Raw genomic sequence first — 23,818 nt, 5'->3', positions numbered from 1 at the left:
TCAGCGTTTGGCCTCTTCGCCGGCGGGCAGGCGCATGGCCGTGGCCGTGCCGGCGGCGTGCCAGGCCGACGGCCCGGGCCGGGTGGCGAAGAGCTGCCGCACCAGGCCGAGGTCGAGTGCGTTGACGACGCCATCGCCATTGAGGTCGGCACGGGTGACACCCCGGAAGCCGAAGTTGCCGCGCACGAGGGCGAGGTCCAGGCTGTTGACGATGCCGTCGTTATTGGCATCGGCATCGCAGGCGTCGCCGTAGCCGTCGCCGTCGCTGTCGCGCTGGTTGGTGTTCTTCGTGTGGGTGCAGTTGTCGCGGCTGTCCGGCACGCCGTCGTCGTCGCTGTCGGTCTCGTTCAGCGCGGCCTGCTGGCTGGCGCCATCGCCCGAAGCCACGCGCACCCAGAAGTTGCCCTGCCAGCCGCGCAGGTCGATCTTGGCGTTGCCCTCTTCGTCAACCAGGCCGCGGCCGATGCTGCGCCCGGTCTCGGGGTCGAAGGCGAACACGGTGACCAGTTCAGGCCGGGGCGCGAAGGGCGGGCAGTTCAGGCACTCTTGCGGCACCTTGATCTGCGCGATGCCCTGCAGCACGCGGATGTTCACCACCGGAAAGCGCCACGGTGCGGCCGTGCGCAGCTTCAGCGTCGGGTCGCCCAGCAGGTTGTAGAGGTTCAGCTCCTGGCGCAGGTTGAACACCGCCGGCCGAGCGCCGCCCACGTCCAGCGGGTGGTGGTTCACCGCCGTGCCGGCGTCCACCGCGGCGATGTAGCTGCGCGCGTGGTTCAGCACGTCCCCGAGTCGGCGCACCGCCGTGCCAGGGCCGAAACTCGGCACCAGGCCCGGGAAGATGGCATCGAACAGACCCATCGTGAGGTGGTTGTTGTCGATGGTGCTGCTGGAACGCGTGTCGCCGATGACGGCCAGGGCCCCGTCGGTCTTGCGCAGGAAGCTCTCGCCCCAGTACAGGCCCGTGACCGAAGGCCCGTAGCCGGGCGAGACCACGTTGCCCGGCAGGTCGACCGTCTCGTTGTCGAAGATGCCGCTGGCGCAGTTGATGCTGAACACCACCGGGTACTGGTTGCCGGTGACCGAAACGCTGCTCAGGTTGGCGGTGGAGAAGGACGGGTCGCCCCAGCCCGTCCACCAGCCGTGCCCGCGGTGGTAGAGCAGCGCCGTGCCCTTGTTGACGGCATCGACGATGTCGCTGGTCTTGCCGTCCCAGGCGAAACCCGGCTTGCGCAGGGCCGCGGGCACGGCGCCGCCGCCCCGCCAGCTCAGCGGGTTGGCGCTGGCGCTGGCCTTGTAGATGCGCTGCACGCCGTAGCCCAGGCCCACGGCGTGGTTGCGCACCACTTCCGAGGTCTCCGCGAACCAGCGCTCGTCGGTGGTGCCGGCGCCCTGGAAGTAGCTGGCGAAGGTGAGACGGCTGTAGAAGTCCTGGCCGAAAACCGCGTCGGTGGGCGGCGCGGTCTCGAAGGCGACCACCTTGCTGACGATGGTCTGGGCCTGCGCCAGGGTGTCCACCGGAAAGCGGCCGATGCCGAAGGGCGGCACGGTGGTGGCGGTGGCGCCAGGCAGGAACTGGCCGAACCAGATGTCGCCGGCGTTGCGTGCGCTGTCCCAGCTGTTGGGCTGGTCGTAGTGCGTGGGCACCCACTCGGCATCGCCCATCAGCAGCACCCACTTCGGCCGGATGATGCTGGTGTTCCAGTGGTTGCTGAGCCAGTTGCGGATCTGCGTGGCCGAGGCGGTGTTGCTGCTGCCGCCGGTGATTTCCAGCGTGGTGACGACGCGGGTCTGGATGCCCAGCGCGTCCTTGTGCGCCTTCAGCGTGTTGGCGGCCACGACGAAGTTCGGGTGCGTGATGATCAGGAAGCGCGCGCCGCCCACGAACTGGGGCGTGAGGCTGGGGGCGCACACGCGCTGCAGCTGCAGCTGGTTGGCCGCGAAGCGCAGGCCCGGCAGCGGCAGGCGCTCGATGAACCGGTCGACGTCGTCGTAGGCGCCTGCCTGCTTGATGTCGCGCAGGTTGTCGATGAGGAAGCAGTCGCTCCCGGCGTGGCGCACGGTGACGAGGTAGCTGTCATGCCAGCTCACCAGCCCCTGGCCGGGGTCGTAGCCGTAAGGGGAGAAGCGCAGCGTCTCCAGGTTGGCATCGCCCTTGAACAGCGCGTTGCGACCCAGCGCGGCGCCGGGGTCGCGTTTGCCGCGGTTGTAGACCTCGGGGTTGAACTCGAAGTCGGGCAGGCCCTGGTTCTGCACCTGGCCGGTTTCAGGGGCCTGCGTGGGGTACACGCGGGCGGTGATGCGGCGCAGCGTGCCTTCGGGCAGCACGCTCACCACCGGCGCATCGCGCAGGTCCACCGGCAGGGCCAGCGTCACGCCGGTGGCGGGCAGTTCGGGCAGGCTGCGGCCGTCGCTGGCCACGCCGCCGACATTGCTCTCGCGCAGCGAGAAGCGCGAGAAGCTGCCGGCAGGCGTGTCGACGGTCTCGAACTTGGGCGGGTCGACCTTGATGCGCAGCACCGTGGTGCTGGCACCTTGTTCGACCACGGTGACGGTGACGGCCGCCAACGCCGGTGCGGCGGTGAAGAAGGCGGCGCAGGCGCTGGCACAGGCCAGGGCCACCGGCAGGCGGCGTGTGCGCAGGGCGGCGGTGACGCAGCCAGCGCTTGTGAGCTTCGGCAGGGGCATGGGAATCTCTCCAGGGTGTCTCGGGCAGCACGTCGGCGCGGGGCAGGTTTGCCGGGTGTCGGGCTGTGGCGGCAGTGTCGAGACGGGGCCCCGCGGCGCCCATGGCCCGACAGAGGGTGATCCCTAGGAAATTCGCTACTCGATCTAGGGCCCTAGCTTGCAAACCTCCTGCGGTGGAAGGAGGTTCTGGCGCTCGCGCGGCAAGCGCAGCGTGTGCGCCGGCGCGCGTGGAAGCGGCTCAGGGCTGCAGCGTCCAGGCCAGCAGCTCGAATTCGGTCAGCGGTGCGTTGGGGCCTTGCCGCATGCGCAGGCGCACCGGCAGGAAGTGGCGCGCGGGGTCGAGCCACACGTCGATGCGGCTGTCCCACGCGCGGAGCGGCTCGCGCCGCAGGTGCAGCGCACCGCGCACCAGGCCGGCCGGCAGGTCCAGGTCTTCCAGGGCCACGGCCTCGAAACGCCAGGGCAGCGCATCGCCGCGCACGCCGGCCACCATCATCAGCACCTCGCGGCCCGGCTGCGCCAGCGCGGGCTCGGCCGCCAGCACGGCGGGCAGTTGCACCAGCCAGCTCAGGCGGTCTTGCACGCCGGGCCACAGCGGGTGGGCGAAACGCGGGCCGCTGAAGGTGATGCGGCCCGGGCCTTCCACCCCTTCCATGCCCGGGCGCTGGAAGTTGGCGGCGCGCAGCTCGCGGCCGCGGCGGGTCTCGACATGGCGCTCGGGCGCCAGGCCCTGGGCAATGAACCCGCCCACGCTGGCCCAGCCCACCGCACCCATGCCCATCGTCAGCGTGTAGCTGCCGGCCGCGTGCTGCCAGCGCAGCTGCGCCTGCAGGCCGCCCCGCGGTGCCGCCGCGAGCGGGGCCTCCGCGCCCTCTCGCCGAACGGCGAACTGCAGCGTCACCGGCGGCGGCAGACGCGTCGCATAAGTGGGCAAGGGTGTGCCGGCCGGCGGCGCGGCGGCCTGCAAGGCGGCTTCGGTGGTGTCAGCCGCTTCGGCAGCTTCTGCCGCGGCTGGCGCAGGGGCCGGTGCCGATTCGGCGACACGCCCGGGTGCTTCGTCTGCGGCCTGCCGGGGTGCTGCGGGCGCAGCCCGCGGCGCGGGGGTCGGCGCGGCCGCGCGGGCGGCTGGCGGCACGCTGCCTTCCACGGTTGCCACCGGCGCGGGCGCGCTCAGGCTGCGCAGCTGCAGCGCCGGGCGCGGGCTGTCGGCCAGGCCAGGCCGGGCCGGCCACAAGCCCGCCAGCCCGAGGTGCAGCACCAGCACCAGCAGGCCAAGGGCAAGGGCAGCGCCGGCGCGGCGTGGGCGCGGTGGGAAGAAGGTGGCCACCCCACAATACTGCCACCCGACCACCCCGCCCCTGGGGCGGCCCCAGCGCACACCCCACCCCGCATGAAACTCGCCACCCTGCACGACGGCTCGCGCGACGGCCTGCTCGCCGTGGTCTCGCGCGACCTGAGCACCGCCCACTTCGCCACCGGCATCGCCACCACGTTGCAGCAGGTGCTGGACGACTGGAACTTCCGCAGCCCGCCGCTGGAAGACCTGTACGCCACGCTCAACGGCGGCAAGGCGCGCCACGCCTTCCCCTTCAACCCCAAGCACTGCATGGCGCCGCTGCCGCGCGCGCACCAGTGGGCCGACGGCTCGGCCTACCTCAACCACGTCGAACTCGTGCGCAAGGCGCGCGGCGCCGAGGTGCCGGCCAGCTTCTACGAAGACCCGCTGATGTACCAGGGCGGCAGCGACGACTTCCTCGGGCCGCAAGAGCCGGCCCGCTTCGCCAGCGAAGACTGGGGCATCGATTTCGAATCGGAAGTGGCCGTGGTGACGGGCGATGTCGACATCGGCACCGATGCCGAAGCTGCCATCGACAGCGTGCGCCTGCTCATGCTGGTGAACGACTGGAGCCTGCGCAACCTGATCCCCGGCGAATTGGCCAAGGGCTTCGGCTTCCTGCAGAGCAAGCCGGCCACGGCCTTCGGCCCCGTGGCCGTCACGCCCGACGAACTCGGCCCGGCCTGGCAAGGCGGCCGCGTGCACCTGGCGCTGGAGAGCCGCTGGAACAAGCACCGCGTGGGCCTGTGCAACGCCGGGCCGGAGATGACTTTCCACTTCGGCCAGCTCATCGCCCACGTGGCCAAGACGCGGCGCCTGCGCGCCGGCAGCATCGTCGGCAGCGGCACCGTCAGCAACAAGGACTGGGCGAACGGCTATTCCTGCGTGGCCGAGAAGCGTGCCATCGAGACCATCGAACACGGCGCGCCGCGCACCGGCTTCATGAAGTTCGGCGACACCATCCGCATCGAGATGCTGGACGGCGACGGGCACAGCGTTTTCGGCGCCATCGAACAACGCGTGGCGCCGCTGCACGACCCGGCCCCGGCAGAGAGCGCAGTGCCCCCGGTGGCCGAAACGGCGCCAGCGCCCCAAGCGCAAGCCCAGGGCGACAGCGACAACGACGGCGCAGCCGAAGCCTGAACACCACGCCGCCATGCAAGAACTGCCCGGCTGGCTGAAACACACCACCGTCTGGCTGCTGCTGGCCGGTGCGCTGTTTCTCGGCGTGCAGGCCTGGCAGCGCCAGGCCGCAGCGCCGCGCGTGGCCATTAGCGGCGAGGTGGTGGAGATCCGCCGCAGCGCCGACGGCCATTACCACTGGCCCGGGCGCATCTCGGGCCGCGAGGTCGATTTCCTCGTCGACACCGGCGCCACCGGCACCGCCATACCCCTGGCGCTGGCACAGCAGCTGGGCCTGCCGGTGGAAGGCGCGGTCACCTCCAACACCGCCGGCGGCGTGGTGCAGGGCCAGCGCGTGGTGGCCGACATCGAGTTGGAAGGCGGCCTGCGCGCCGACCGCTTGCGCGTGACGGCGCTGCCCCAGCTCGACAAGCCGCTGCTCGGCATGGACGTGCTGGGCCGGCTGCGCTGGCAGCAGCAGGACGGCGTGCTGCGCTTCGAACCGCGGCGCTGAAACCAGGGGCCGGGCCTGCGCCATGCGACAGGCCCCCTGAACGAGGCGACGAACGGGCTTGAAGGGGCTTGGTGCGGCCGGAAGCCCCACGCAGAATGGGCCCATCTTCTGCGACCGGGCCCCGCCCCATGACGACATCCCTGCCGGCCGACCCCACACCCGCCTCGGCCGAGCCCCCGGCTCCGCCGGCCCCGCCCCCGCCCCCGCCCCCGCCCATGACCCCCTTGCCCGCGGCCCAGCGCATCGAGGCGCTGGACGTGGTGCGCGGCTTCGCGCTGCTGGGCATCTTCCTGATGAACATCGAGTGGTTCAGCCGCCCCTTCACCAGCTTCGGCGAAGGCATGCCGCGCGGGCTGACGGGGCTGAACTGGCTGGCCAGCTGGTTCATCGCCTACTTCGTGCAGGGCAAGTTCTGGACGATCTTCTCGCTCGTCTTCGGCATGGGCTTCGCGGTGATGCTGCTGCGGGCCGAGCAGACCGGGCGCGAGTTCAAGCGTGTCTACCTGCGCCGCGTGCTGGCACTCGGCGTCTTCGGCGCGGCGCACTTCATCTTCCTGTGGGACGGCGACATCCTCTTCACCTACGCCGTCTCGGCGCTGATGCTGATGGTGGTGCTCTACGGCCGGCCCAAGCCGCTGCTGCTGGCCATCGCCGTGGCGGTGGGCCTGGGTGCGGCGCTGGACGCAGAAGGCTTCTTCGGCGTGGCTGCCGGCCTGGCGCTGGCGGGCCTGCTGGCCCTGTTCATGCGCAGCGAGAAGAAACCGCTGCGCGTGCCGCTCTTCGCTTTCCTGCTGCTCTTGCTGGGGCTGGGCCTGAGCGCCGGCGCTGCCGCCTTGTGGGTGCTGCCCGATGCGCCGCTGGAGCCGCGCCTGCCGCTCACCGTCTTCGGCCCGCTGACGCTGCTGATGGCCGGCCTGGCCTGGCGCTACCACCAGCCGCCGGCGCAGCGTGCGCTGCGCATGGGCGCCACGCTCTACCTCTTCGCCGCCACGGCCATGACCCTGATGGGTGCCGTGCAGTACTTCGGCCCCGACCCGCTCGCGCTGCCGGCCGCCTCGGCGGCCAGCGCGGCATCGGCCCCGGCGGTGGCGGCGAAGGCACTGCCGCCGGCTTCGGCCGCCAGCGGCGCCGAGAAGAAGAAAAAGACGCGTGAGGAACGTGTGGCCGAAGCCAAGGCCGAACGCGAGAAGCGCCTGAAGGAGCAGGCCGAAGAGAAGGCGCTGGAGATCAAGACCTTCACCACCGGCAGCTATGGCGACGCGGTGGACTACCGCGCCCGCCGCTTCCTGGAAAAGGCCGCCGGCGACTTCGGCGCCTCGGTGCTCTTCATCGGCATGTTCCTGCTGGGCGCGTGGTTCGTGCGATCCGGGGTGATGGAACGCACGCAGGACCACCTGCCCCTGTTCCGCCGCCTGGCCCTGTGGGGCCTGCCGCTGGGCATCGGCCTCGGGCTGGCCAGCAGCCTGATCGCCATGCACCACACCCCCGGCGACCGCCACGACGGCTGGGTGATGGCGCAGGGCCTGCACATGCTGGGCAACCTGCCGGCCTGCCTGGGCTACGTGAGCCTGGTGGTGCTGATGCTGCACGGTGGGCCGCTGGTCTCGCGCATCCGCCTGCTGGCGCCGATGGGCCGCATGGCGCTCACGAACTACCTCACGCAGTCGCTGATCTGCGCGCTCTACTTCCACGGCTACGCCTTCGGCCAATGGGGCATGCCGCGCGCCTGGCAGGTGGTCTTCGTGCTCGTGGTCTTCGCCGCGCAGCTGGCCTTCAGCCATTGGTGGATGGCGCGCTTCCGCTACGGGCCGGTGGAATGGATCTGGCGCGGCTTCACCTACCGCGAGCTGCCCCGCTTGCGGGTGTAGCGGGCGCACCCGAGGGTGCAGCCGGCTGCAGCACCCAGCGCTGCACCGCCGCGGCCTGCACTGCTGCGCGTGTGTAGAGCAGCGGCACGGTCTCGCCCTTCTGCCACAGCGGCGCGAGGTCGCGGTAGTGCGGGCTGGCCGGGTCGCCGGCCTGGCCCGGCGCATTGATGGCGCGCGAGCGGTCCCAGTCGCCCACGTCCAGCACCAGGCGCAGCGAGGGGCCGGCCACGTGGCGGCCGGTGTCGCTGTCCTGCACCGAGAGGTTCACGGTGCTGCGCCCGCCGGCCTTGGCAAAGGGGCCCACGTTCAGCCGCGCCTGCGTGGCCGCGTCCACGCCCGGCGCCAGCGGGTGCGGGAACACGGCCTGGTGCACGGCACCCCACTGCCAGCGCGCGGGGTCGGGGCCGGCGCGCTGCACGAGTTCGGCCCAGGCGGCGGCCAGGCTGCTTTCGAGCACGGCATCGCGCCGCGGCACGGCGGCGGCGGTGGCGCCGAAGGCCGCCGCGGGGTTTTCCAGCGCGGCCAGCATGGCGTCTTCGTCGCTCGTGCGCAGCAGCATCGCGGCCGCGGGCGACAGCACCGCCTGGCGGAAGGCTGGGGGCAGGTGGCGCGTCCACCAGCGTTCGAACAGCGCCGCCGCGCCCGATTCGGCCGTGAGCTGTGCGTTCCAGCCGGTGGTCAGCAGGCGCTGCGCGGCCTGGGCGGCCGGCGATGAAAAGCGTGGCGTGCGCAGCAAGGCCTGCACGCGGCGCGCGGGCACCGAGAGCACGTCGCTCTGCAGGCGCACGGCGTCGTCGACGCTGAAACGCGCGTTGGCCGACAGCACCTCGGCCAGGCGCTGGTGGCGCGCGCGGCTGGGCCAGTCGTGGCCCAGGGGTGCGGCCTGCCACGGGCCTTCGGCCGGCAGGTTGTGCTCGTTGGCGCTGGCGAACCAGCCCGCCGCCGGGTTGCGCAGCGCGGGCAACTCAGCGGCGGGCCGGAAGCCGGCCCATTCGTAGCGGCCGTCGCCGGGCACGGGCATCAGGCCGTCCCAGTTGGGCCGCCGCGGCACGCGCGCGCCCACGGCCCAGGCGATGTCGCCGTGGGTGTCGGCGTAGACCATGTTCACCGCCGGCGTGCCCCAGGCGGCCAGGCCGCGCAAGAAGCCGGCGTGGTCGGCCGCCCGCATCAGGCCTCGGCTGGCCATGTAGGCCGCGGTGCCGGGCTCGAACCATACCGAGCGCACGGCGTAGGCGCGCTGCGCCAGCGCCTCGCGGCCGGTGACCGGGCCGTGGCGCGTGAAGCGCAGCGTCACCGTCTGCGCCGGCGCGCCGCGCACCTCGATGCGCTCGGTGAGCAGGCGCATCTTTTCCCAGCCGCCGCGGTAGCGGTACTCGTCGGGCGCGCCGGGGCGGGTTTCGTAGACGTAAAGGTCTTCCTGGTCGGCCGCGAACACCGTCAGGCCGAAGGCGATGCGGCCGTTGTGGCCCATCGAGACGCCCGGCACTGCCGGCTCGCCGCCGCCGATGGCGCTGTAGCCCGGCGCCTCCAGATGCACCAGGTAGCGCAGCGCGGGCGCGGCCTGCAGCCGGTGGGGGTCGGCCGCCAGCAGCGGGCGGCCCGTGGCGCTGCGGCCGGGGGCGATGGCCCAGGCGTTGCTGCCCTCCGATCGATCGGCCATGGCGGCAGCGGCTTGCTGCACCAGGTCCGCTGGCGCGGCCGAGCTGCGCTGTGGCACGGCCTGGGGTGAGCCCAGCGCCGGCATCTGCACCGGCTGCGTGGCCAGCATGTACTCGCGCAGCGCCTCGGGCGGCACGCAGGCGTCCAGGCCCTCGGGCGGGCGCAGCTGGCGCGGCGGCGTGAGCGCCTGGCGCCAGCGGTCGGCGGCCAGCTCACCCCGGCAGTGCAGCGTGGCGCGCCAGAGCTCACCGTAGACATTGCCGGCCAGCGCGTGGCTGCGGATGCGCAGCACGTCTTCGGGGGCCCACTTCTCGGGCGCGTAGCCGAACTGCCTGAACTCGAAGGGCAGGCGCGCCGGCTCGGCCGCCAAGAGATCGATGTAGGCGTTGATGCCCGCCACGAAGCGCGTGACGATGGCCTTCGCCTCGGGGCCATAGGCGGCCCACTCGCGCGCCATGTCGCCGCGGTAGAGGAAGAGCCGCGCCGCGCGGTCGGTTTCCACGAAGGCCGGGCCCAGCGCCGCGGCCAGCCGGCCCAGGCCGCGGCGGCGCCAGAGGTCGATCTGGAACAGGCGGTCGCGCGCGGCGTTGAAGCCCTGCACGAAAAACAGGTCGTCGCGGCTGGCGGCGTACAGGTGCGGCACGCCCCAGGGATCGAGCAGGATCTCGGCCGGCGCGGCCAGGCCCGGCACGGCAAGCGTCTGCGTGGGCGGGGCCGGCCTGGCGGCGGGCGCCGGCTGCGCAGTGGCTGCTGCCAGGCTGCAGGCCAGGGCCAGCACCGCAAAGCCGTGGCGAGCTGGCAGCGGGGGGGTGGGATGGCGGGAGGTCATCGCGACGAAGGAGCTGGCGGGATGATGGCACCACCGAACCCGGGGCCGGCGCGCTGGTGCTGGGGCCGCCTTTCGTGGCATCGTCAGCGCATGCAACGCTGGCTTTCACTTCTGACCCACCGGGTGGTCGCGCTCGGCTGCGCCGTGCTGGCGGCCGGCAGCCTGGCGCAGCAGCCCGCGACGCCGGCAGCCGGTGCAGCCCCTGCGGCCTGCCCGCCACCCCTGCCCGTGCAGGCCAGCACCGCCCCCGAGCGCGACCGCGGCCTGCTCTGGCGCATCAGCCGCGATGGCCGCAGCAGCTGGCTCTACGGCACGCTGCACGTCGGCAAGCCGGCCTGGAAGCGGCTGGGGCCGCAGCTCAGCGCGGCCTTGCGCAGCAGCGAGGTGCTGGCGCTGGAAATCGACCCCAGCGACCCCGCACTGCAGGCAGCACTGCAAGACCTGCAACACACCGGCCTGTTGCCCGAGCCCCTGCAGCGGCGGCTGAACCAGGCCTACGCCCGCGCCTGCATCGCGCCCGAATCGATGGCCACGCTGCACCCGGTGCTGCAGGCCACCAGCCTGATGGTGCTGGAGGCCCGCTGGCTGGGCATGGACCCGAGCCTGGCGATGGAGCAGCTGTTGCTGGCGCAGGTGCGCGGCAGCGCCCGCCGCGTGGTGTCGCTGGAAACCGCGGCGCAGCAGAAGGCCGTGCTGGTGCCGGCCGATCCCGCCGAGGCCCTGGCCGCGCTGGAGCAGAGCCTGGCGCAGCTGGAAGACGGCAGCAGCCGCCGCGTGATGGCGCGCATGGTGGCGGCCTGGGAACGCGGCGACCTGGCCGCGCTGGAGGACTACGCCAGCTGGTGCGAATGCGCCAACACGCCCGAAGACCAGGCCTACATGCGCAAGCTCAACGACGAGCGCAACGGCCCGCTGGCCGCCGGCATCGAGGCCCAGCACCGCAGCGGCAGACGGGTCTTTGCCGCCGTGGGGGCCTTGCACATGACCGGCCCGCAGTCGCTGCCGCGCCTGCTCGAAGGCCTGGGCTTCCGCGTCGAGCGCGTGCGCTTCGGCCGCTGAAGCCCCGGCGCGCGCCCCACAATCGGCGCCACCACCCCGAGGAGAGCGCCGCATGAGCACCGCCAACGACCTGGCCCGCATGGTGCCGGGCTTCGAGTTCCTGCAGAACCTGATGAAGGGCGCCGGCGCGGCGCTGCCGGGCGTGCAGGGTTTCGGCCAATGGGTGGCGCCCACGCTCGACCCGGAAGAGCTCGACAAGCGCATCCAGGAGCTCAAGACCGTGCAGTTCTGGCTGGAGCAGAACGCCCGGCTGCTGGGCACCACGGTGCAGGCGCTGGAGGTGCAGCGCATGACGCTGAGCACGCTCAAGACCATGAACCTGCCGATGGCCGACCTGCGCGCCGCGCTCTCGGCGAAGGTGCCAGAACCTGCCGCCCCTGCCCCCGCCCCGGCCCCGCCACCTGCACCGGCCCCGGCGGCAGAGGCCGCGCAGACCGCCGCCGAGCCGCCAGCCCCGGCGGTGGACCCCATGCAGTGGTGGGGCGCGCTGACCAAGCAGTTCGCCGACATCGCATCGCAGGCGCTGAAGGAACCGGCGGCCGCGGCCCCAGGGACGGCCGCCCCCGCCGCGAAGAAGGCGCCCCGGCCGCGCGGCAGCGCCGCCGCTGCGGCCCCGGCCGGCAAGAAGCCCGCGGCCCGGAAGCCCGCCGCCCGGCAGGCCTCGCCCGCCCCGCGCCGACGAGCGCCCTGACCCCCGCCCGATCCGAACCCGAGGCGCAACGCCCCATGCCCGCTTTCCTCATCGGCCACGCCACGCACCCCGACTGGCGGGCCGCCCTGGCCCTGGCCGCCGCACAGGTGGAGGCCCGCCGCGCCGCGCACGACAGCAGCGACGCCGGACCGCTGAGCCTGGGTTTCGTCTACTTCACCGACCACTACGCCCCCCACGCCGCCGCCTTGCTGGCCGATCTGCGTCAGCGATGGCCCGGCGTGGCCTGGGTGGGCAGCGTGGGCGTGGGCGTGTGCGCCGGCGCGGCCGAATACATCGACGAACCGGCGCTGGCGTTGATGCTGGCGGCACTGCCGGCGGGCCGCTTCGAGGTCTTCTCGGGGGCGCGCAAGCTGCGCCGCATCACGCCCTACACGGCGCTGGTGCACGCCGACCCGGCCACGCCCGACCTGCAGGAACTCATCACCGAGATGAGCGACCGCACCGACAGCGGCTACCTCTTCGGCGGCCTGGCCAGCTCGCGCGCGGCCACGCACCACGTCGCCGAGGGCGTCTGGCAGGGCGGACTCTCGGGCGTGGCCTTCACGCAGGACGTGCCGCTGGTCTCGCGCGTGACCCAGGGCTGCCAGCCGGTGGGCCCCACACGCACCATCACGGCCTGCGAGCGCCACATCGTCACCGAACTCGACGGCGAACCCGCCCTGCCCTGCCTGCTGCGCGACCTGGGCCTGGACGCCCTGGACGACCCGCGCGCCGCGCTGCCGCGCCTGCGCGCCACGCTGGTGGGCTTGAACGACGCGGCCGACGGCAGCCTGGCGCGCCCGGGCCAGTTCGGGGCCGACACGCGCGTGCGCCACCTGGTCGGCCTGGACCCCGGCCGCCACGCCTTTGCCGTGGCCGACCTGGTGCAGACCGGCATGCGCCTGGCCTTCTGCCAGCGCGACGTGCAGGCCGCGCGGCGCGACCTGGTGCGCATCTGCAGCGAGATCCGCGACGAACTCGAACCGCAGGACGACCCGCTCAGCGGCCATGCGCCTGCCCCGGCGCGGCGCCTGCTCGGTGCGGTGTATGTCAGCTGCACCGGCCGCGGCGGGCCGCACTTCGGTGGGCCCTCGGCCGAGCTGAAGACGATCCAGCATGCGCTGGGCGGTGGCCAGGGCGACGGTGAAGAACTGCCGCTGGTGGGCTTTTTCGCCGCCGGCGAGATCGCGCGCCACCACCTCTACGGCTACACCGGCGTGCTCACGGTCTTCACTGAAAGCGCCTGAACGCCCGGCGCGGGGTGCGCCGATCACCCCTGCGGCGGTCAAAACCGTGCTGACCTCGGCACCGCCGCAGGGCCGCGTACAGTCTGGGCGCGCCAGCCAGGCCCTCCTGGGGCCTGCGCGCTTGCCGGAGCCGCCGCCTATGAACGCCCCCCTCGCCCCGAACGCTGTCGCCGATGTCGCGCGCTCGGCCGAACGCGCCGCCCGCCAGCAGCAGGTGGTGGCCGTGCTGGCGCCGCTGCTGCCGGCCCACGCGCTGCTGTGGCACCACGAAGACACCGTGCCCTACGAGTGCGACGGTCTCACCGCCTACCGCCAGTTGCCGCTGTGCGTGGCCCTGCCTGAAACCGAGGCGCAAGTGGCCGCCGTGCTGAAGGCCTGCCACGCGCTGAGCGTGCCCGTGGTGGCGCGCGGCGCCGGCACGGGCCTGAGCGGCGGCGCCATGCCGCACGCCCTGGGCGTGACGCTGAGCCTGGCCAAGTTCAACAAGATCGTGCAGATCGACCGCCTGGCGCGCACGGCCACCGTGCAGTGCGGCGTGCGCAACCTCGCCATCAGCGAAGCCGCCGTGCCCCTGGGCCTGTACTACGCGCCCGACCCCAGCAGCCAGATCGCCTGCACCATCGGCGGCAACGTGGCAGAAAACTCCGGCGGCGTGCACTGCCTGAAGTACGGCCTCACGCTGCACAACGTGCTGCGCGTGCGCGGCTACACGGTGCAGGGCGAGCCGGTGGAGTTCGGCAGCGAGGCGCTGGACACGCCGGGGCTCGACCTGCTGCCGCTCATCGTGGGCAGCGAAGGCATGCTGGCCGTGACCACCGAGGTCACCGTCAAGCTGACCCCGAAGCCGCAACTGGCGCGCTGCATCATGGCCAGCTTCGACGACGTGCGCAAAGCCGGCGATGCCGTGGCCGCGGTGATCGCCGCCGGCATCATCCCCGCCGGGCTGGAGATGATGGACAAGCCGATGACGGCCGCGGTGGAAGACTTCGTGCACGCCGGCTACGACCTCGACGCCGCCGCCATCCTGCTGTGCGAGAGCGATGGCACGCCGGAAGAAGTGGCCGAGGAAATAGACCGCATGCTCGACGTGCTGAGCGGCTGCGGCGCCACGCGGCTGGAAGTGAGCAAGGACGAGGCGCAGCGCCTGAAGTTCTGGAGCGGGCGCAAGAACGCTTTCCCCGCCAGCGGGCGCATCAGCCCCGACTACATGTGCATGGACAGCACCATCCCGCGCAAGCGCCTGGCCGACATCCTGCTGGCCATTGCCGAGATGGAGAAGAAGTACGGCCTGGCCTGCTGCAACGTCTTCCACGCGGGTGATGGCAACCTGCACCCGCTGATCCTCTTCGACGCCAACGACCCCGACCAGCTGCACCGCTGCGAGCTTTTCGGCGCCGACATCCTGGAGACCAGCGTCGCGATGGGCGGCACCGTCACCGGCGAACATGGCGTGGGCGTTGAGAAGCTCAGCAGCATGTGCGTGCAGTTCGCGCCCGAAGAGCGCGAGCAGATGTTCGCGGTGAAGCGCGCCTTCGACCCCATGCAGACGTTGAACCCGGGCAAGGTCATCCCCACGCTGCAGCGCTGTGCCGAGTACGGAAAGATGCACGTGAAAAAGGGCCTGCTGCCCTTCCCCGAACTGGAGCGTTTCTGAATGGACGCCGCGCTGCAGCGCCTGATCGAGCAGGTGCAGACGGCCCGCACCGAGAAGCTGCAGGTCGACATCCGCGGCGGCGGCACCAAGGCCTTCTACGGCGGCACGCCGCAGGGGCTGGTGCTGGACACGCGCGGTCTCACCGGCATCAGCAGCTACGAGCCGAGTGAACTCGTCATCACCGCGCGCGGCGGCACGCCGCTGGCAGAGGTGGAGGCGGCGCTCGCCGAGAAAGGCCAGTGCCTCCCCTTCGAGCCGCCGCGCTTTGCCTGCGGCGGCACCGTGGGCGGCATGGTGGCCGCGGGCCTGGCCGGCCCCGCGCGTGTGAGCGTGGGTGGCGTGCGCGACTACGTGCTCGGCGCCACGCTGCTCAACGGCCGCTGCGAGACCTTGAGCTTCGGCGGCCAGGTGATGAAAAACGTGGCGGGCTACGACGTCTCGCGCGCGCTGGCCGGCAGCCTGGGCGTGCTGGGCGTGATCTGCGAGGTGAGCCTGAAGGTGCTGCCCGTACCCCCGGCCACGCTGACGCTGCGGCTGGAGGCCGACCAGGCCAGCGCCATCCGCCGCTTGAACGAATGGGGCGGCCAGCCGCTGCCCCTGAACGCCAGCGCCTGGTGGGACGGCATGCTGGTGCTGCGCCTGAGCGGTGCGGCGGCGGCGGTGCGCTCGGCGCAAGAGAAGATCGGCGGCGAGGTGGTCGACACCGCCTTGGCCAGCACCTTCTGGGCCGGCCTGCGCGACCACCGCGACGAGTTCTTCATCGGCGCGGCCAAGGCCGTGGAGAGCGGCGCGGCGCTGTGGCGCCTGAGCGTGCCGCCCACGGCGGCGCCGCTGAAGCTTTCGGGCGAACAACTGCTGGAATGGGGCGGCGCGCAGCGCTGGATCTGCACCAGCGCGCCGGCCGCCGTGCTGCGCGGGGCGGCGCAAGCCGCAGGCGGGCACGCGGTGCTGTTCCGCGGGCACGACAAGAGCGCTGGCGCCTTCGCGCCGCTGGCGCCGGCGGTGGCGCGCATCCAGCGTGAGTTGCAGCGCTCTTTCGACCCCGACGGGATCTTCAACCCCGGCCGGCTGCTGCCGGCGGCTTGAAGGCATGCGCGAAACCCTGGCTCCCGGCGAAGACAGCGTGGCCGCCATGGCGGCCTACTACGCGCGCCGCGCCGCCGAGTACGAGAGCGTCTACGCCAAGCCCGAGCGCCAGGCCGACCTGCGCCAGATGGAAGCCGAGCTCGCCGCGCCCTTCGCCGGCCGACGCGTGCTGGAGATCGCCTGCGGCACCGGGTGGTGGACGCCCCACGCCGCGCGCGAAGCAGCCGACTGGCTGGCCACCGATCTCAACCCCGAGACGATGGCCATCGCCCAGGCCAAGGCCTTGCCGCCGTGCGTGCGCTTCGCCACCGCCGACGCCTACACGCTGGCCGAGATCGCCCACGAGCCGCCCTTCAGCGCGGCGTTTGCCGGCTGCTGGTGGAGCCACGTGCCGCTGCAGCGCCTGCCCGGCTGGCTGGCCTTGCTGCACAGCCGCCTGGCCCCCGGCGCGCGCGTGGTGTTCCTCGACAACAGTTATGTCCAGACCAGCAGCACGCCGCTGACGCGCACCGACGATGCCTGCAACACCTACCAGCAGCGCCGCCTCACCGACGGCAGCACGCACGAAGTGCTGAAGAACTTCCCCACGCCCGAGCAAGCCATCGCCATGCTCGGCCCGCGCGCGCGGCAGCCGCAGTGGACGGCGCACACCCACTACTGGGTGCTGCAGTACGAGCTGGCCTGAAGCACACAGCCCATGGATGCACTCAAGGGCCTGACGCTGCTGCTGCTGTGCCAATCGGCCGGTGAGGCCCTGGCGCGCCTGCTCGGCCTGCCGCTGCCAGGGCCCGTGCTGGGCCTGCTGCTGATGGCGGCGCTGCTGCAGTGGGCGCCCGTGCGCGGGCCGGTGGAGGCCGCGGCCACGCCGCTGCTGCAGCACCTTTCGCTGCTCTTTGTGCCGGTGGGCGTGGGTGTCATCGCGCACCTGGGACTTATCACGCAATATGGCGCGCGCATGGCCCTGGCGCTGGCGCTGTCGACCTGGATCGGCCTGGCCGTCACCGCGCTGGTGCTGCAGAAACTGTGGCCGCGTGATGACGCGCCCGCCGCCGATGGCGAGGCGGCGGCATGAACACCAGCTTCGTCGAGCTGTGGGTCTACCTCTCGGCCACGCCGCTGTTCGGCTTGACAGCCACGCTGGCGGTGTACGTGCTGGCCAGCGGCGGGTCGGCCCGGCTGGGCCACCCGCCCTGGGCCAACCCGGTGCTGTGGAGCGTGCTGGCCCTGGCGCTGCTGCTCACAGCCACGGGCACGCCCTACCCGGTGTACTTCTCGGGCGCGCAGTTCATCCACTTCCTGCTCGGGCCGGCGGTGGTCGCGCTGGCGTGGCCGCTGTGGCAACGCCGCGCCGAGCTGCGCGCGCGCGCCGGCGTGCTGCTGCTGGCGGCGCTGCTGGGTGGCGCGGCCGCCAGCGCCAGCGCGGTGGCCATCGGCTGGGCCGTGGGCCTGCCGGTGGACGTGCTGGCCTCGCTGGCGCCCAAGAGCGTGACGGCCCCCGTGGCCATGGGCGTGGCGGCGCAGCTGGGCGGCATCCCCGCACTGGCGGCGGTGTTTGCGGTGCTCACAGGGCTGCTGGGCGCGCTCACGGGCAAGGCCCTGTTCGGCCTGCTGCGCGTGCCAGCGCTGCCGGTGCGCGGCTTCGCCCTGGGCACCGTCTCGCACGGCATCGGCGCGAGCCGCGCGCTGCAGGTGCACCCCGATGCCGGCGCCTACGCCGCGCTGGCCCTGGGCCTGCAGGTGCTGCTGGCAGCGCTGCTGCTGCCGGCCGTGTCCCGCTTGTTCTGAACCTTCTCTTCCCGAACCCTGGCACCGCGATGCAAACCAACCTGGCCCCCGAGTTCAAGGGCACCCGCCAAGGCGAAGCCGCCGAAGCCATCCTGCGCAAGTGCGTGCACTGCGGTTTCTGCACCGCCACCTGCCCCACCTACCAGTTGCTGGGCGACGAGCTCGACGGCCCGCGCGGCCGCATCTACCTGATGAAGCAGGTGCTGGAAGGCGCCCCCGTCACGCGCAAGACGCAAGAGCACCTGGACCGCTGCCTGACCTGCCGCAACTGCGAGACCACCTGCCCCAGCGGCGTGCAGTACGGGCACCTGGTGGACATCGGCCGCGAGATCGTCGAGAAGAAGGTCGAGCGCCCGACTGGCGAAAAGGCCGTGCGCTGGCTGCTGAAGGAAGGCCTGACCTCGCCGCTGTTCGCGCCGGCCATGAAGCTGGGCCAGATGCTGCGCCCGCTGCTGCCGCAGACGCTGCAGAACAAGGTGCCGGCCAAGAGCTCACCGCGCGCCGCGCTGTGGCCCACGCGCAGCCACCCGCGCAAGGTGCTGATGCTGCTGGGCTGCGTGCAGCCGGCGATGATGCCCAACATCAACAGCGCCACCGCGCGCGTGCTCGACGCCGTGGGCATCCAGACCCTGGTGGCCGACGGCGCCGGCTGCTGCGGCGCCTTGCGCACCCACCTGAACGACAGCGAAGGCGGCCTGGCCGATGCGCGCCGCAACATCGACGCCTGGTGGCCGCTGGTGGACGGGCTCACGTCTGACGGCCAGGTGGAAGCCATCGTGATGAACGCCAGCGGCTGCGGCGTGCACGTGAAGGACTACGGCCACGCGCTGGCCCACGACCCCGAGTACGCCGAGAAGGCGCGCCGCGTGAGCGCGCTCACACGCGACCTGAGCGAGCTGCTGCCCGAGATCGCGCCGAAGCTGCAGGGCCGGCTGCGCGCCAGCCGCCAGCCGGCGCTGGCCTTCCACCCGCCTTGCACGCTGCAGCACGGCCAGCAACTGCGCGGTGGCGTGGAAACCCACCTGCGCACCTTGGGCTTCGAAGTGCGGCTGGCGAATGCCGAGAGCCACCTGTGCTGCGGCAGCGCCGGCACCTACAGCGTGCTGCAGCCCGAACTGGCCACGCAGCTGCGCGACCGCAAGCTGCAGCACTTGGCGCCCGCGCCGGGGCAGGAACCGGTGGACGCCATCGTCAGCGCCAACATCGGCTGCATCCAGCACCTGCAGAGCGGTACCGCGCTGCCCGTGAAACACTGGGTGGAGGTGGTGGACGAGGCGCTGGCCTGAAGGCCAGGCCCGGCCGGGTTCCGCGGCTCAGGCCGCAGCGGCGACGACGTAGATGTCGGTGTCCGGCAGCAGCCGGCGCAGGGTGTCGAAGGCCAGTTCGGCCGGGGCGCTGCCCAAACGCGGCGTGACCTTCAGATGAGCCTCGGCGTGTTCGCTGTCCAGGCGCAGTTCGCGCAGCCAGCGTTCCAGCGGCAGCGAGAAACCCAGGGCCGGGCTGTCCATCGCCGAACTCAAGGCGCTCAGCACCCGCTGCACCCGGGCCGGCTCGCCGCTGAGCTGCGGGGCCTGCGCCTGCGGCCAGGCGGGCGCGATGGGGATGACGCGGTACTGCATGCCCGGCAGTGTGCGCCCGGCGCCTGACGCCGAACTTGATCTTTGTCATGCGGCGTGCACGGCGCTATCGTCCGCCACCTTCGAATTGCCCGGAGTCTGCCCATGCGATGGCTGCGTTTCACCCACCAGGGCCAGCCCACCCTGGGCCTGCTGCAAGACGGCCAGGTGCTGCTGCACCGCGGCCTGCCCTGGGCGGCGCCCGAAGCCACCGGCGAGAGCGTGGCGCTGGCGGATATTCCGCCCAGCGCCTGGCTGCCCCCGGTGCAGCCCGGCCAGATCATCGGCCTGTGGAACAACTTCCGCGCCGCGGCCGAGAAGAACGGCTGGGCCGCGCCGGCCGAGCCGCTGTACTTCCTGAAGAGCCCGCACTGCGCCACCGGCCACGGCCAGGCCATCCCGGCGGCGCCGGCCGAGGTGGGGCGCGTGGCCTACGAGGGCGAGCTGGCGCTGGTGATCGGCCGCCCGGCCTACCGCATCCAGCGCGAAGAGGCCGCGGCCTGCCTCTTCGGCTGCACCGTGGCCAACGACGTGACGGCCATGGAGCTGCTGAACCGCGACGCCAGCTTCGCGCAGTGGAGCCGCGCCAAAAGCCTGCCGGGCTTCGGCGCCCTGGGCCCGTGGGTGGACACCGATTTCCAGCCCGCCACCGCCACGCTGCACACGCGCGTGGGCGGCCGCGAGCGCCAGAACTACGCGCTGGCCGACATGTTCTTCCCGCCCGAAGAGCTGGTCTGGCGCATCAGCCAGGAACTGCCGCTGAGGCCGGGCGACGTCATCCTCTGCGGCACCTCGCTGGGCGTGCTGCCGATGAAGCCGGGCACGCTGGTGGAGGTGGAGATCGCCGGGCTGGGCGTGCTGGCCAACACCTACGGCTGAGCCGCCGGGCGCTCAGGCCTTCCGTGAAGGCCTTCCGTTCAGGCCTTCTTCACCCAGGCGCTGCACCAGCCCGCGGCGGCCACCTCGCGGCCGCCGAAGATCGAGCAGGGCCCGGCAGCACTGCCGGCAGCGCCGCTGTAGAGCGAGCAGCCCGCGCATTGCTGTGCGGCCGTGTGGTTGGGGTATCGGGCCGCGTCCACCTGGCTGGCCAAGGCCACGTAGCCCAGCGCCACAGCCTGCGGCTCGGCCGGGCTCAAAGGGCCCAAGGCGGCCGGTGACGGCCCGGAAGCGGAGGTGGCTGCGGGTTCGGCCGGCGAAGGCGCCGGGGCCGGCATGGGCGCCGGCAGGGGAGCGGGCACCGGTGTGCGTTCGGAACACGCGGCCAGCAGCACGGCGGTGCTGCCCAGGGCCCACCAGGGGGTGAGGGCGATGAAACGGCGGCGTGGGTTCATGGGCGAGCTCCGGTGCACAGGGTTGAACCCCATGCTCGCCCGCAAGCGCGCCGCCTGTCAGTGCGCTACAGGACGCACGCGCAAGGCCATCACCACGCCGGCGATCAGCAGCCCCACCCCCGCCAGCGTCACCCCGCCCGGCCACTGCGCGCGCCACAGGTAGGCGTAAGCCAGCGCCGCCAGGGTCTCGAAGACGATCAGCTGCCCGGCCAGCGCCGGCGGCAGGCGCTGGCTGGCCTCGTTCCAGCACAGCGTGCCCAGCCAGCTGGCGAAGAGGCCAATGGCCAGCATCAGGCCGATGAACAGGCCCGGCTGTGGGCCGAAGGGCATGGCGAAAGCCGTCGCGCCTGCAGCGGGCGTCTGCGTGGCTTGCCAGCCCCAGAAGAGCGCGTAGCCCACGGCCGCCATCGGCAGCGTGGCCAGGCCCTGCGCGGTGGCCCAGGCGCGCGGGCTGCGGTCGGCATGCAGGCGCAGCCATTCGCTGTTGCGGATGGGGTACCAGGTCCAGCAGGCCACGGCCGCCACGGCCAGCAGCGCGCCCAGGCCGTAGCGCAGCAGGTCGGTGTCGGCCGGCAGCTGCGTGACCTCGGCGTGGTTCACGCAGGCCAGCCCGGCGGCGATGAGCCCCAGCGAAGGCGCCAGCCGCGCCCAGGGCAGGCGCCCTTCCTGCCGCTGGCCGGCGCGCGTGTTGCGCAGGTTGGCGGTGATGGCGATGACCACCGGCAACGTGCCGATGATCATGGTGGGCAGCGGCCCGCCGGCGCGCTGGATGGCCGCGGCCAGGCACAGGTAGTACAGCACGTTGCCCACCAGCGCGAGCTTGGCGGCTTCCACCCAGTCGGCCCGCGTCAGCTCTGCCAGGCGGGCGCGGTCCCACCAGGCCAGCGGCAGCGCGATCAGCCCGAAGGCGAGGTAGCGGCCCATGGTCAGCAGCACGGCCGGGTACTCGGCCAGCATGGTGGGCGCCACGAAGACCAGGCCCCACATGAGGCCGGCTGCCAGCGCGAAGAGCGTGCCGGTGATCAAGGCGTGGCGGTGGCTGGGCATGCGGGGCGGGATCGGAACAAGGCCGCCACGGGAGCGGGGCGCAGCCGGCGAATCTAACCCGCCGCCGTGGCGGCCCGCTACAGCGCGGACGGGCAAGCCCTGAGCGCGGTGATTCCCCGGGGCCGCGCGGGCGCTGCACGCGCGTAGGCTCGGCACTCCCACCGCCGCACGCCCACGCCATGCCCCACCTCCTGGCCCTCGACCAAGGCACCAGCAGCACGCGCAGCATCGTCTTCGACGACAGCGGTCGCATCGTGGCGCTGGCGCAGCGTGAACTGCCCCAGCACTTCCCGCAACCCGGCTGGGTGGAGCACGACGCGCTGCAGATCTGGGCCGACCAGCTGGCCACCGCGCGCGAAGCGCTGGCCCATGCCGGCCTGGGGGCGCGCGACATCGCCGCCATCGGCATCACCAACCAGCGCGAGACGACGGTGCTGTGGCACCGGCGCACGGGCCAGCCCTTGCACCGCGCCATCGTCTGGCAAGACCGCCGCGGCGAGCCGCTGTGCGCCGAGCTGCGCGCCCAGGGCCACGCGGCGCTGATCCGTGAACGCACGGGCCTCGTGGTGGACAGCTACTTCAGCGCCACCAAGCTGCGCTGGCTGCTCGACCACGTGCCCGGTGCGCGCGCGCTGGCCGAAGCCGGCGAACTCGCCTTCGGCACCATCGACAGCTGGCTGCTGTGGCAGCTGAGTGGCGGGCGGGTGCATGCCACCGACGTGAGCAACGCCTCGCGCACCATGCTCTTCGACATCGGCCGCCAGCGCTGGTGCCCCGAGTTGCTGGCGCTGCTGCAGATCCCCGCCGCGGTCCTGCCGGCGGTGCACCCTTCCAGCCATGTGTTCGGCGACTGCGACGCGCAACACCTCGGCGCGGCGCTGCCCTTGGCCGGCGTGGCCGGCGACCAGCAGGCCGCGCTCTTCGGCCAGGCGTGTTTCGAGCCGGGGCTGGTGAAAAACACCTACGGTACCGGCTGCTTCATGCTGATGCACACCGGCCCGCAACAGCAGACCAGCACGCACGGCCTCATCACCACCACGGCAGCGCAGGCAGGCGCACAGGCTGCGCCCGGCTATGCGCTGGAAGGCAGCGTCTTCGTGGGCGGTGCGGTGGTGCAGTGGCTGCGCGACGGGCTGAAGGCCATCCGCAGCAGCAGCGAGGTGCAGGCCCTGGCCGAAACCGTGCCCGACGCCGGGGGCGTGGTCTTCGTGCCGGCTTTCACGGGCCTGGGCGCGCCTTACTGGGACGCCAACGCGCGCGGCGCCATCGTGGGCCTGAGCCGGGGCAGCACGGTGGCGCACATTGCCCGGGCGGCGCTGGAAAGCATCGCCTTCCAGAGCGCGGCGCTGCTGCAGGCCATGGCGCAGGACGTGCTCGCCTCAGGCGGCACGGCCCCGCTGGAATTGCGCGTGGATGGCGGCGCGAGCGTGAATGCGCTGCTGATGCAGACCCAGGCCGATGTGCTGGGCCTGCCGGTGCTGCGCCCGGCGGTGACCGAAACCACCGCCTTGGGCGCGGCCTGGCTGGCGGGGCTGGCGGTGGGCGTCTACCGCAACACCGCCGAACTGGCGCAGCTGTGGCGCGACGGGCAACAGCAAGGCCAGCGTTTCGAGCCGCGCCTGCCCCCGGCGCAGGCGCTGGCGCAGATGGCCGCCTGGGAGGCGGCGGTGCGCCAGGCGCGTGCCGGCAGCTTTACTTGACGGCGAAGTCGGCCAGGGTCTTGCCGGCGGCCAGCGCGTCGCGCAGCCACTGCGGGCGCTTGCCACGGCCGCCCCAGGTCTGACCGGCTTCGTTGCGGAACTTGGCTTCGGCAGGCGCCTTGGCCACGGCCTTGCGGCCGCGCTTCTTCGCGGGCGCCTTGGCCTTGGGGCTGGCGGGGGCCTTGGTGGCCGTGGCCAGGCCCAGATCAGCGGCGGTGAGGCCATAAACGGTGATGGCTTCGCGAATGCGGCCGATCACGCCTTCCACTTCCTTGCGGCGGAGCTTTTCGGCGTCCTGCTTGAGAACTTCGATTTGCTTGACGATCTGGGCGTAGGTCTTGGTCATGGTTGTGCTCTTGAAATGAGCTCCCTGTTCAGTACCGATGCGGCGTCGGACATCAAGATGGGCCTTTATTGAATTGGGCCTCTGTGCACGCAATTATGGCCGCAAAGGCCACGGCAGCTGTTTCAATCCGTCTACAGATTCATCAACGGCCATTACCGCAGCGAATATCCCGAGCTAATGACCGCGCAAACAAACGAGTTCGCCAGATGGAATCTGCGGGCTGCGCGGCAAAGGTTGCGACAC

The 23,818-nt window shown here is 72.4% G+C and carries 21 protein-coding genes; 14 read left to right on the top strand and 7 right to left on the bottom strand.

What is annotated here, in order from left to right; genetic code table 11:
* On the bottom strand, positions 1 to 2,685 hold the full coding sequence (locus EOE66_RS03565; protein ID WP_128227280.1) for a C25 family cysteine peptidase: 2,685 nt from the start codon (positions 2,683 to 2,685) through the stop codon (positions 1 to 3).
* 238 nt (positions 2,686 to 2,923) lie between these two features.
* Positions 2,924 to 4,012: a DUF3108 domain-containing protein gene (locus tag EOE66_RS03560; RefSeq protein ID WP_128227279.1), complete on the bottom strand. Its 1,089-nt coding sequence runs from the start codon at positions 4,010 to 4,012 to the stop codon at positions 2,924 to 2,926.
* A gap of 63 nt (positions 4,013 to 4,075) precedes the next feature.
* On the opposite strand from EOE66_RS03560, the gene EOE66_RS03555 reads away from it, so the two are divergent.
* The 3 genes from EOE66_RS03555 to EOE66_RS03545 all read left to right on the top strand — a co-directional run bounded on the left by EOE66_RS03555 (position 4,076) and on the right by EOE66_RS03545 (position 7,525).
* Complete coding sequence (locus tag EOE66_RS03555; protein ID WP_128227278.1) at positions 4,076 to 5,164, top strand: fumarylacetoacetate hydrolase family protein; 1,089 nt, start codon at positions 4,076 to 4,078, stop codon at positions 5,162 to 5,164.
* Between the two features lie 13 nt (positions 5,165 to 5,177).
* Positions 5,178 to 5,657 carry a retropepsin-like aspartic protease family protein gene (locus EOE66_RS03550; protein ID WP_128227277.1) on the top strand — a complete coding sequence of 160 codons (480 nt, stop codon included), beginning with the start codon at positions 5,178 to 5,180 and terminating at the stop codon, positions 5,655 to 5,657.
* A gap of 215 nt (positions 5,658 to 5,872) precedes the next feature.
* Positions 5,873 to 7,525, top strand: a complete 1,653-nt coding sequence (locus tag EOE66_RS03545; RefSeq protein ID WP_164884981.1) for a DUF418 domain-containing protein — start codon at positions 5,873 to 5,875, stop codon at positions 7,523 to 7,525.
* Here the strand turns inward: EOE66_RS03545 and EOE66_RS03540 are convergent.
* Positions 7,491 to 10,013, bottom strand: coding sequence for a penicillin acylase family protein (locus tag EOE66_RS03540; protein WP_128227275.1), 2,523 nt, complete (start codon positions 10,011 to 10,013; stop codon positions 7,491 to 7,493). The two genes, EOE66_RS03545 and EOE66_RS03540, sit on opposite strands and share 35 nt — an antisense overlap.
* Before the next feature lie 90 nt (positions 10,014 to 10,103).
* Here EOE66_RS03540 and EOE66_RS03535 point away from each other — a divergent pair, with 90 nt between their 5' ends.
* The 9 genes from EOE66_RS03535 (at position 10,104) to glcF (ending at position 18,821) form a co-directional block, all read left to right on the top strand.
* Positions 10,104 to 11,072, top strand: a complete 969-nt coding sequence (locus EOE66_RS03535; RefSeq protein WP_164884980.1) for a TraB/GumN family protein — start codon at positions 10,104 to 10,106, stop codon at positions 11,070 to 11,072.
* 52 nt (positions 11,073 to 11,124) lie between these two features.
* Positions 11,125 to 11,763, top strand: coding sequence for a PhaM family polyhydroxyalkanoate granule multifunctional regulatory protein (locus EOE66_RS03530; protein ID WP_128227273.1), 639 nt, complete (start codon positions 11,125 to 11,127; stop codon positions 11,761 to 11,763).
* 35 nt (positions 11,764 to 11,798) lie between these two features.
* Entirely contained in the window at positions 11,799 to 13,010 is a 1,212-nt protein-coding gene (locus tag EOE66_RS03525) for an FIST signal transduction protein (RefSeq protein ID WP_128227272.1), read from the top strand.
* Positions 13,011 to 13,149: 139 nt separating this feature from the next.
* Positions 13,150 to 14,664 carry an FAD-linked oxidase C-terminal domain-containing protein gene (locus EOE66_RS03520; RefSeq protein ID WP_128227271.1) on the top strand — a complete coding sequence of 505 codons (1,515 nt, stop codon included), beginning with the start codon at positions 13,150 to 13,152 and terminating at the stop codon, positions 14,662 to 14,664.
* On the top strand, positions 14,665 to 15,750 hold the full coding sequence (gene glcE / locus EOE66_RS03515) for a glycolate oxidase subunit GlcE (RefSeq protein WP_128227270.1): 1,086 nt from the start codon (positions 14,665 to 14,667) through the stop codon (positions 15,748 to 15,750).
* 4 nt (positions 15,751 to 15,754) lie between these two features.
* A complete protein-coding gene (locus EOE66_RS03510; RefSeq protein WP_245478879.1) occupies positions 15,755 to 16,435 on the top strand; it encodes a class I SAM-dependent methyltransferase in 681 nt (226 codons plus the stop codon).
* 12 nt (positions 16,436 to 16,447) lie between these two features.
* Positions 16,448 to 16,822 (top strand): CidA/LrgA family protein, encoded by a 375-nt coding sequence (locus EOE66_RS03505; RefSeq protein WP_128227269.1) that lies wholly within the window; start codon positions 16,448 to 16,450, stop codon positions 16,820 to 16,822.
* Positions 16,819 to 17,535, top strand: a complete 717-nt coding sequence (locus tag EOE66_RS03500; RefSeq protein WP_128227268.1) for an LrgB family protein — start codon at positions 16,819 to 16,821, stop codon at positions 17,533 to 17,535. The genes EOE66_RS03505 and EOE66_RS03500 overlap by 4 nt, the downstream gene beginning before the upstream one ends.
* A gap of 29 nt (positions 17,536 to 17,564) precedes the next feature.
* Complete coding sequence (glcF, locus tag EOE66_RS03495) at positions 17,565 to 18,821, top strand: glycolate oxidase subunit GlcF (protein WP_128227267.1); 1,257 nt, start codon at positions 17,565 to 17,567, stop codon at positions 18,819 to 18,821.
* Positions 18,822 to 18,848: 27 nt separating this feature from the next.
* Here the strand turns inward: glcF and EOE66_RS03490 are convergent, their stop codons facing one another.
* The gene (locus EOE66_RS03490) at positions 18,849 to 19,154 is read right to left on the bottom strand and encodes a hypothetical protein (RefSeq protein ID WP_128227266.1); all 306 of its coding nucleotides are present in this window, start codon (positions 19,152 to 19,154) and stop codon (positions 18,849 to 18,851) included.
* Between the two features lie 102 nt (positions 19,155 to 19,256).
* Here EOE66_RS03490 and EOE66_RS03485 point away from each other — a divergent pair, with 102 nt between their 5' ends.
* Complete coding sequence (locus EOE66_RS03485; RefSeq protein ID WP_128227265.1) at positions 19,257 to 20,030, top strand: fumarylacetoacetate hydrolase family protein; 774 nt, start codon at positions 19,257 to 19,259, stop codon at positions 20,028 to 20,030.
* A gap of 38 nt (positions 20,031 to 20,068) precedes the next feature.
* On the opposite strand, the gene EOE66_RS03480 is transcribed toward EOE66_RS03485, so the two are convergent.
* Positions 20,069 to 20,482 (bottom strand): high-potential iron-sulfur protein, encoded by a 414-nt coding sequence (locus EOE66_RS03480; protein WP_245478878.1) that lies wholly within the window; start codon positions 20,480 to 20,482, stop codon positions 20,069 to 20,071.
* A 57-nt stretch (positions 20,483 to 20,539) separates the two neighbouring features.
* On the bottom strand, positions 20,540 to 21,508 hold the full coding sequence (locus EOE66_RS03475) for a DMT family transporter (RefSeq protein WP_128227510.1): 969 nt from the start codon (positions 21,506 to 21,508) through the stop codon (positions 20,540 to 20,542).
* Positions 21,509 to 21,708: 200 nt separating this feature from the next.
* Here EOE66_RS03475 and glpK point away from each other — a divergent pair, with 200 nt between their 5' ends.
* Positions 21,709 to 23,229: a glycerol kinase GlpK gene (gene glpK / locus EOE66_RS03470; protein ID WP_128227264.1), complete on the top strand. Its 1,521-nt coding sequence runs from the start codon at positions 21,709 to 21,711 to the stop codon at positions 23,227 to 23,229.
* On the opposite strand, the gene EOE66_RS03465 is transcribed toward glpK, so the two are convergent.
* Positions 23,222 to 23,575, bottom strand: coding sequence for an H-NS histone family protein (locus tag EOE66_RS03465; RefSeq protein ID WP_128227263.1), 354 nt, complete (start codon positions 23,573 to 23,575; stop codon positions 23,222 to 23,224). The genes glpK and EOE66_RS03465 overlap by 8 nt on opposite strands.
* Between the last annotated feature and the right edge of the window lie 243 nt (positions 23,576 to 23,818).

It is taken from the genome of Rubrivivax rivuli, from assembly GCF_004016505.1.
GTDB classification, from domain to species: Bacteria; Pseudomonadota; Gammaproteobacteria; order Burkholderiales; family Burkholderiaceae_C; genus Rubrivivax; species Rubrivivax rivuli.
This window is presented reverse-complemented; position numbering and strand designations above follow the sequence as displayed.

What these genes read in the sequence shown, in the direction of transcription:
- EOE66_RS03490 (WP_128227266.1), bottom strand. Translation starts at nt 19,154, where the DNA reads ATGCAGTACCGCGTCATCCCCATCGCGCCCGCCTGGCCGCAGGCGCAG.
- glpK (WP_128227264.1), top strand. Translation starts at nt 21,709, where the DNA reads ATGCCCCACCTCCTGGCCCTCGACCAAGGCACCAGCAGCACGCGCAGC.
- EOE66_RS03510 (WP_245478879.1), top strand. Translation starts at nt 15,755, where the DNA reads ATGCGCGAAACCCTGGCTCCCGGCGAAGACAGCGTGGCCGCCATGGCG.
- EOE66_RS03535 (WP_164884980.1), top strand. Translation starts at nt 10,104, where the DNA reads ATGCAACGCTGGCTTTCACTTCTGACCCACCGGGTGGTCGCGCTCGGC.
- EOE66_RS03480 (WP_245478878.1), bottom strand. Translation starts at nt 20,482, where the DNA reads ATGAACCCACGCCGCCGTTTCATCGCCCTCACCCCCTGGTGGGCCCTG.
- EOE66_RS03485 (WP_128227265.1), top strand. Translation starts at nt 19,257, where the DNA reads ATGCGATGGCTGCGTTTCACCCACCAGGGCCAGCCCACCCTGGGCCTG.
- EOE66_RS03500 (WP_128227268.1), top strand. Translation starts at nt 16,819, where the DNA reads ATGAACACCAGCTTCGTCGAGCTGTGGGTCTACCTCTCGGCCACGCCG.
- EOE66_RS03520 (WP_128227271.1), top strand. Translation starts at nt 13,150, where the DNA reads ATGAACGCCCCCCTCGCCCCGAACGCTGTCGCCGATGTCGCGCGCTCG.
- EOE66_RS03505 (WP_128227269.1), top strand. Translation starts at nt 16,448, where the DNA reads ATGGATGCACTCAAGGGCCTGACGCTGCTGCTGCTGTGCCAATCGGCC.
- EOE66_RS03465 (WP_128227263.1), bottom strand. Translation starts at nt 23,575, where the DNA reads ATGACCAAGACCTACGCCCAGATCGTCAAGCAAATCGAAGTTCTCAAG.
- EOE66_RS03530 (WP_128227273.1), top strand. Translation starts at nt 11,125, where the DNA reads ATGAGCACCGCCAACGACCTGGCCCGCATGGTGCCGGGCTTCGAGTTC.
- glcE (WP_128227270.1), top strand. Translation starts at nt 14,665, where the DNA reads ATGGACGCCGCGCTGCAGCGCCTGATCGAGCAGGTGCAGACGGCCCGC.
- EOE66_RS03545 (WP_164884981.1), top strand. Translation starts at nt 5,873, where the DNA reads ATGACCCCCTTGCCCGCGGCCCAGCGCATCGAGGCGCTGGACGTGGTG.
- EOE66_RS03565 (WP_128227280.1), bottom strand. Translation starts at nt 2,685, where the DNA reads ATGCCCCTGCCGAAGCTCACAAGCGCTGGCTGCGTCACCGCCGCCCTG.
- EOE66_RS03550 (WP_128227277.1), top strand. Translation starts at nt 5,178, where the DNA reads ATGCAAGAACTGCCCGGCTGGCTGAAACACACCACCGTCTGGCTGCTG.
- EOE66_RS03525 (WP_128227272.1), top strand. Translation starts at nt 11,799, where the DNA reads ATGCCCGCTTTCCTCATCGGCCACGCCACGCACCCCGACTGGCGGGCC.
- EOE66_RS03540 (WP_128227275.1), bottom strand. Translation starts at nt 10,013, where the DNA reads ATGACCTCCCGCCATCCCACCCCCCCGCTGCCAGCTCGCCACGGCTTT.
- EOE66_RS03555 (WP_128227278.1), top strand. Translation starts at nt 4,076, where the DNA reads ATGAAACTCGCCACCCTGCACGACGGCTCGCGCGACGGCCTGCTCGCC.
- glcF (WP_128227267.1), top strand. Translation starts at nt 17,565, where the DNA reads ATGCAAACCAACCTGGCCCCCGAGTTCAAGGGCACCCGCCAAGGCGAA.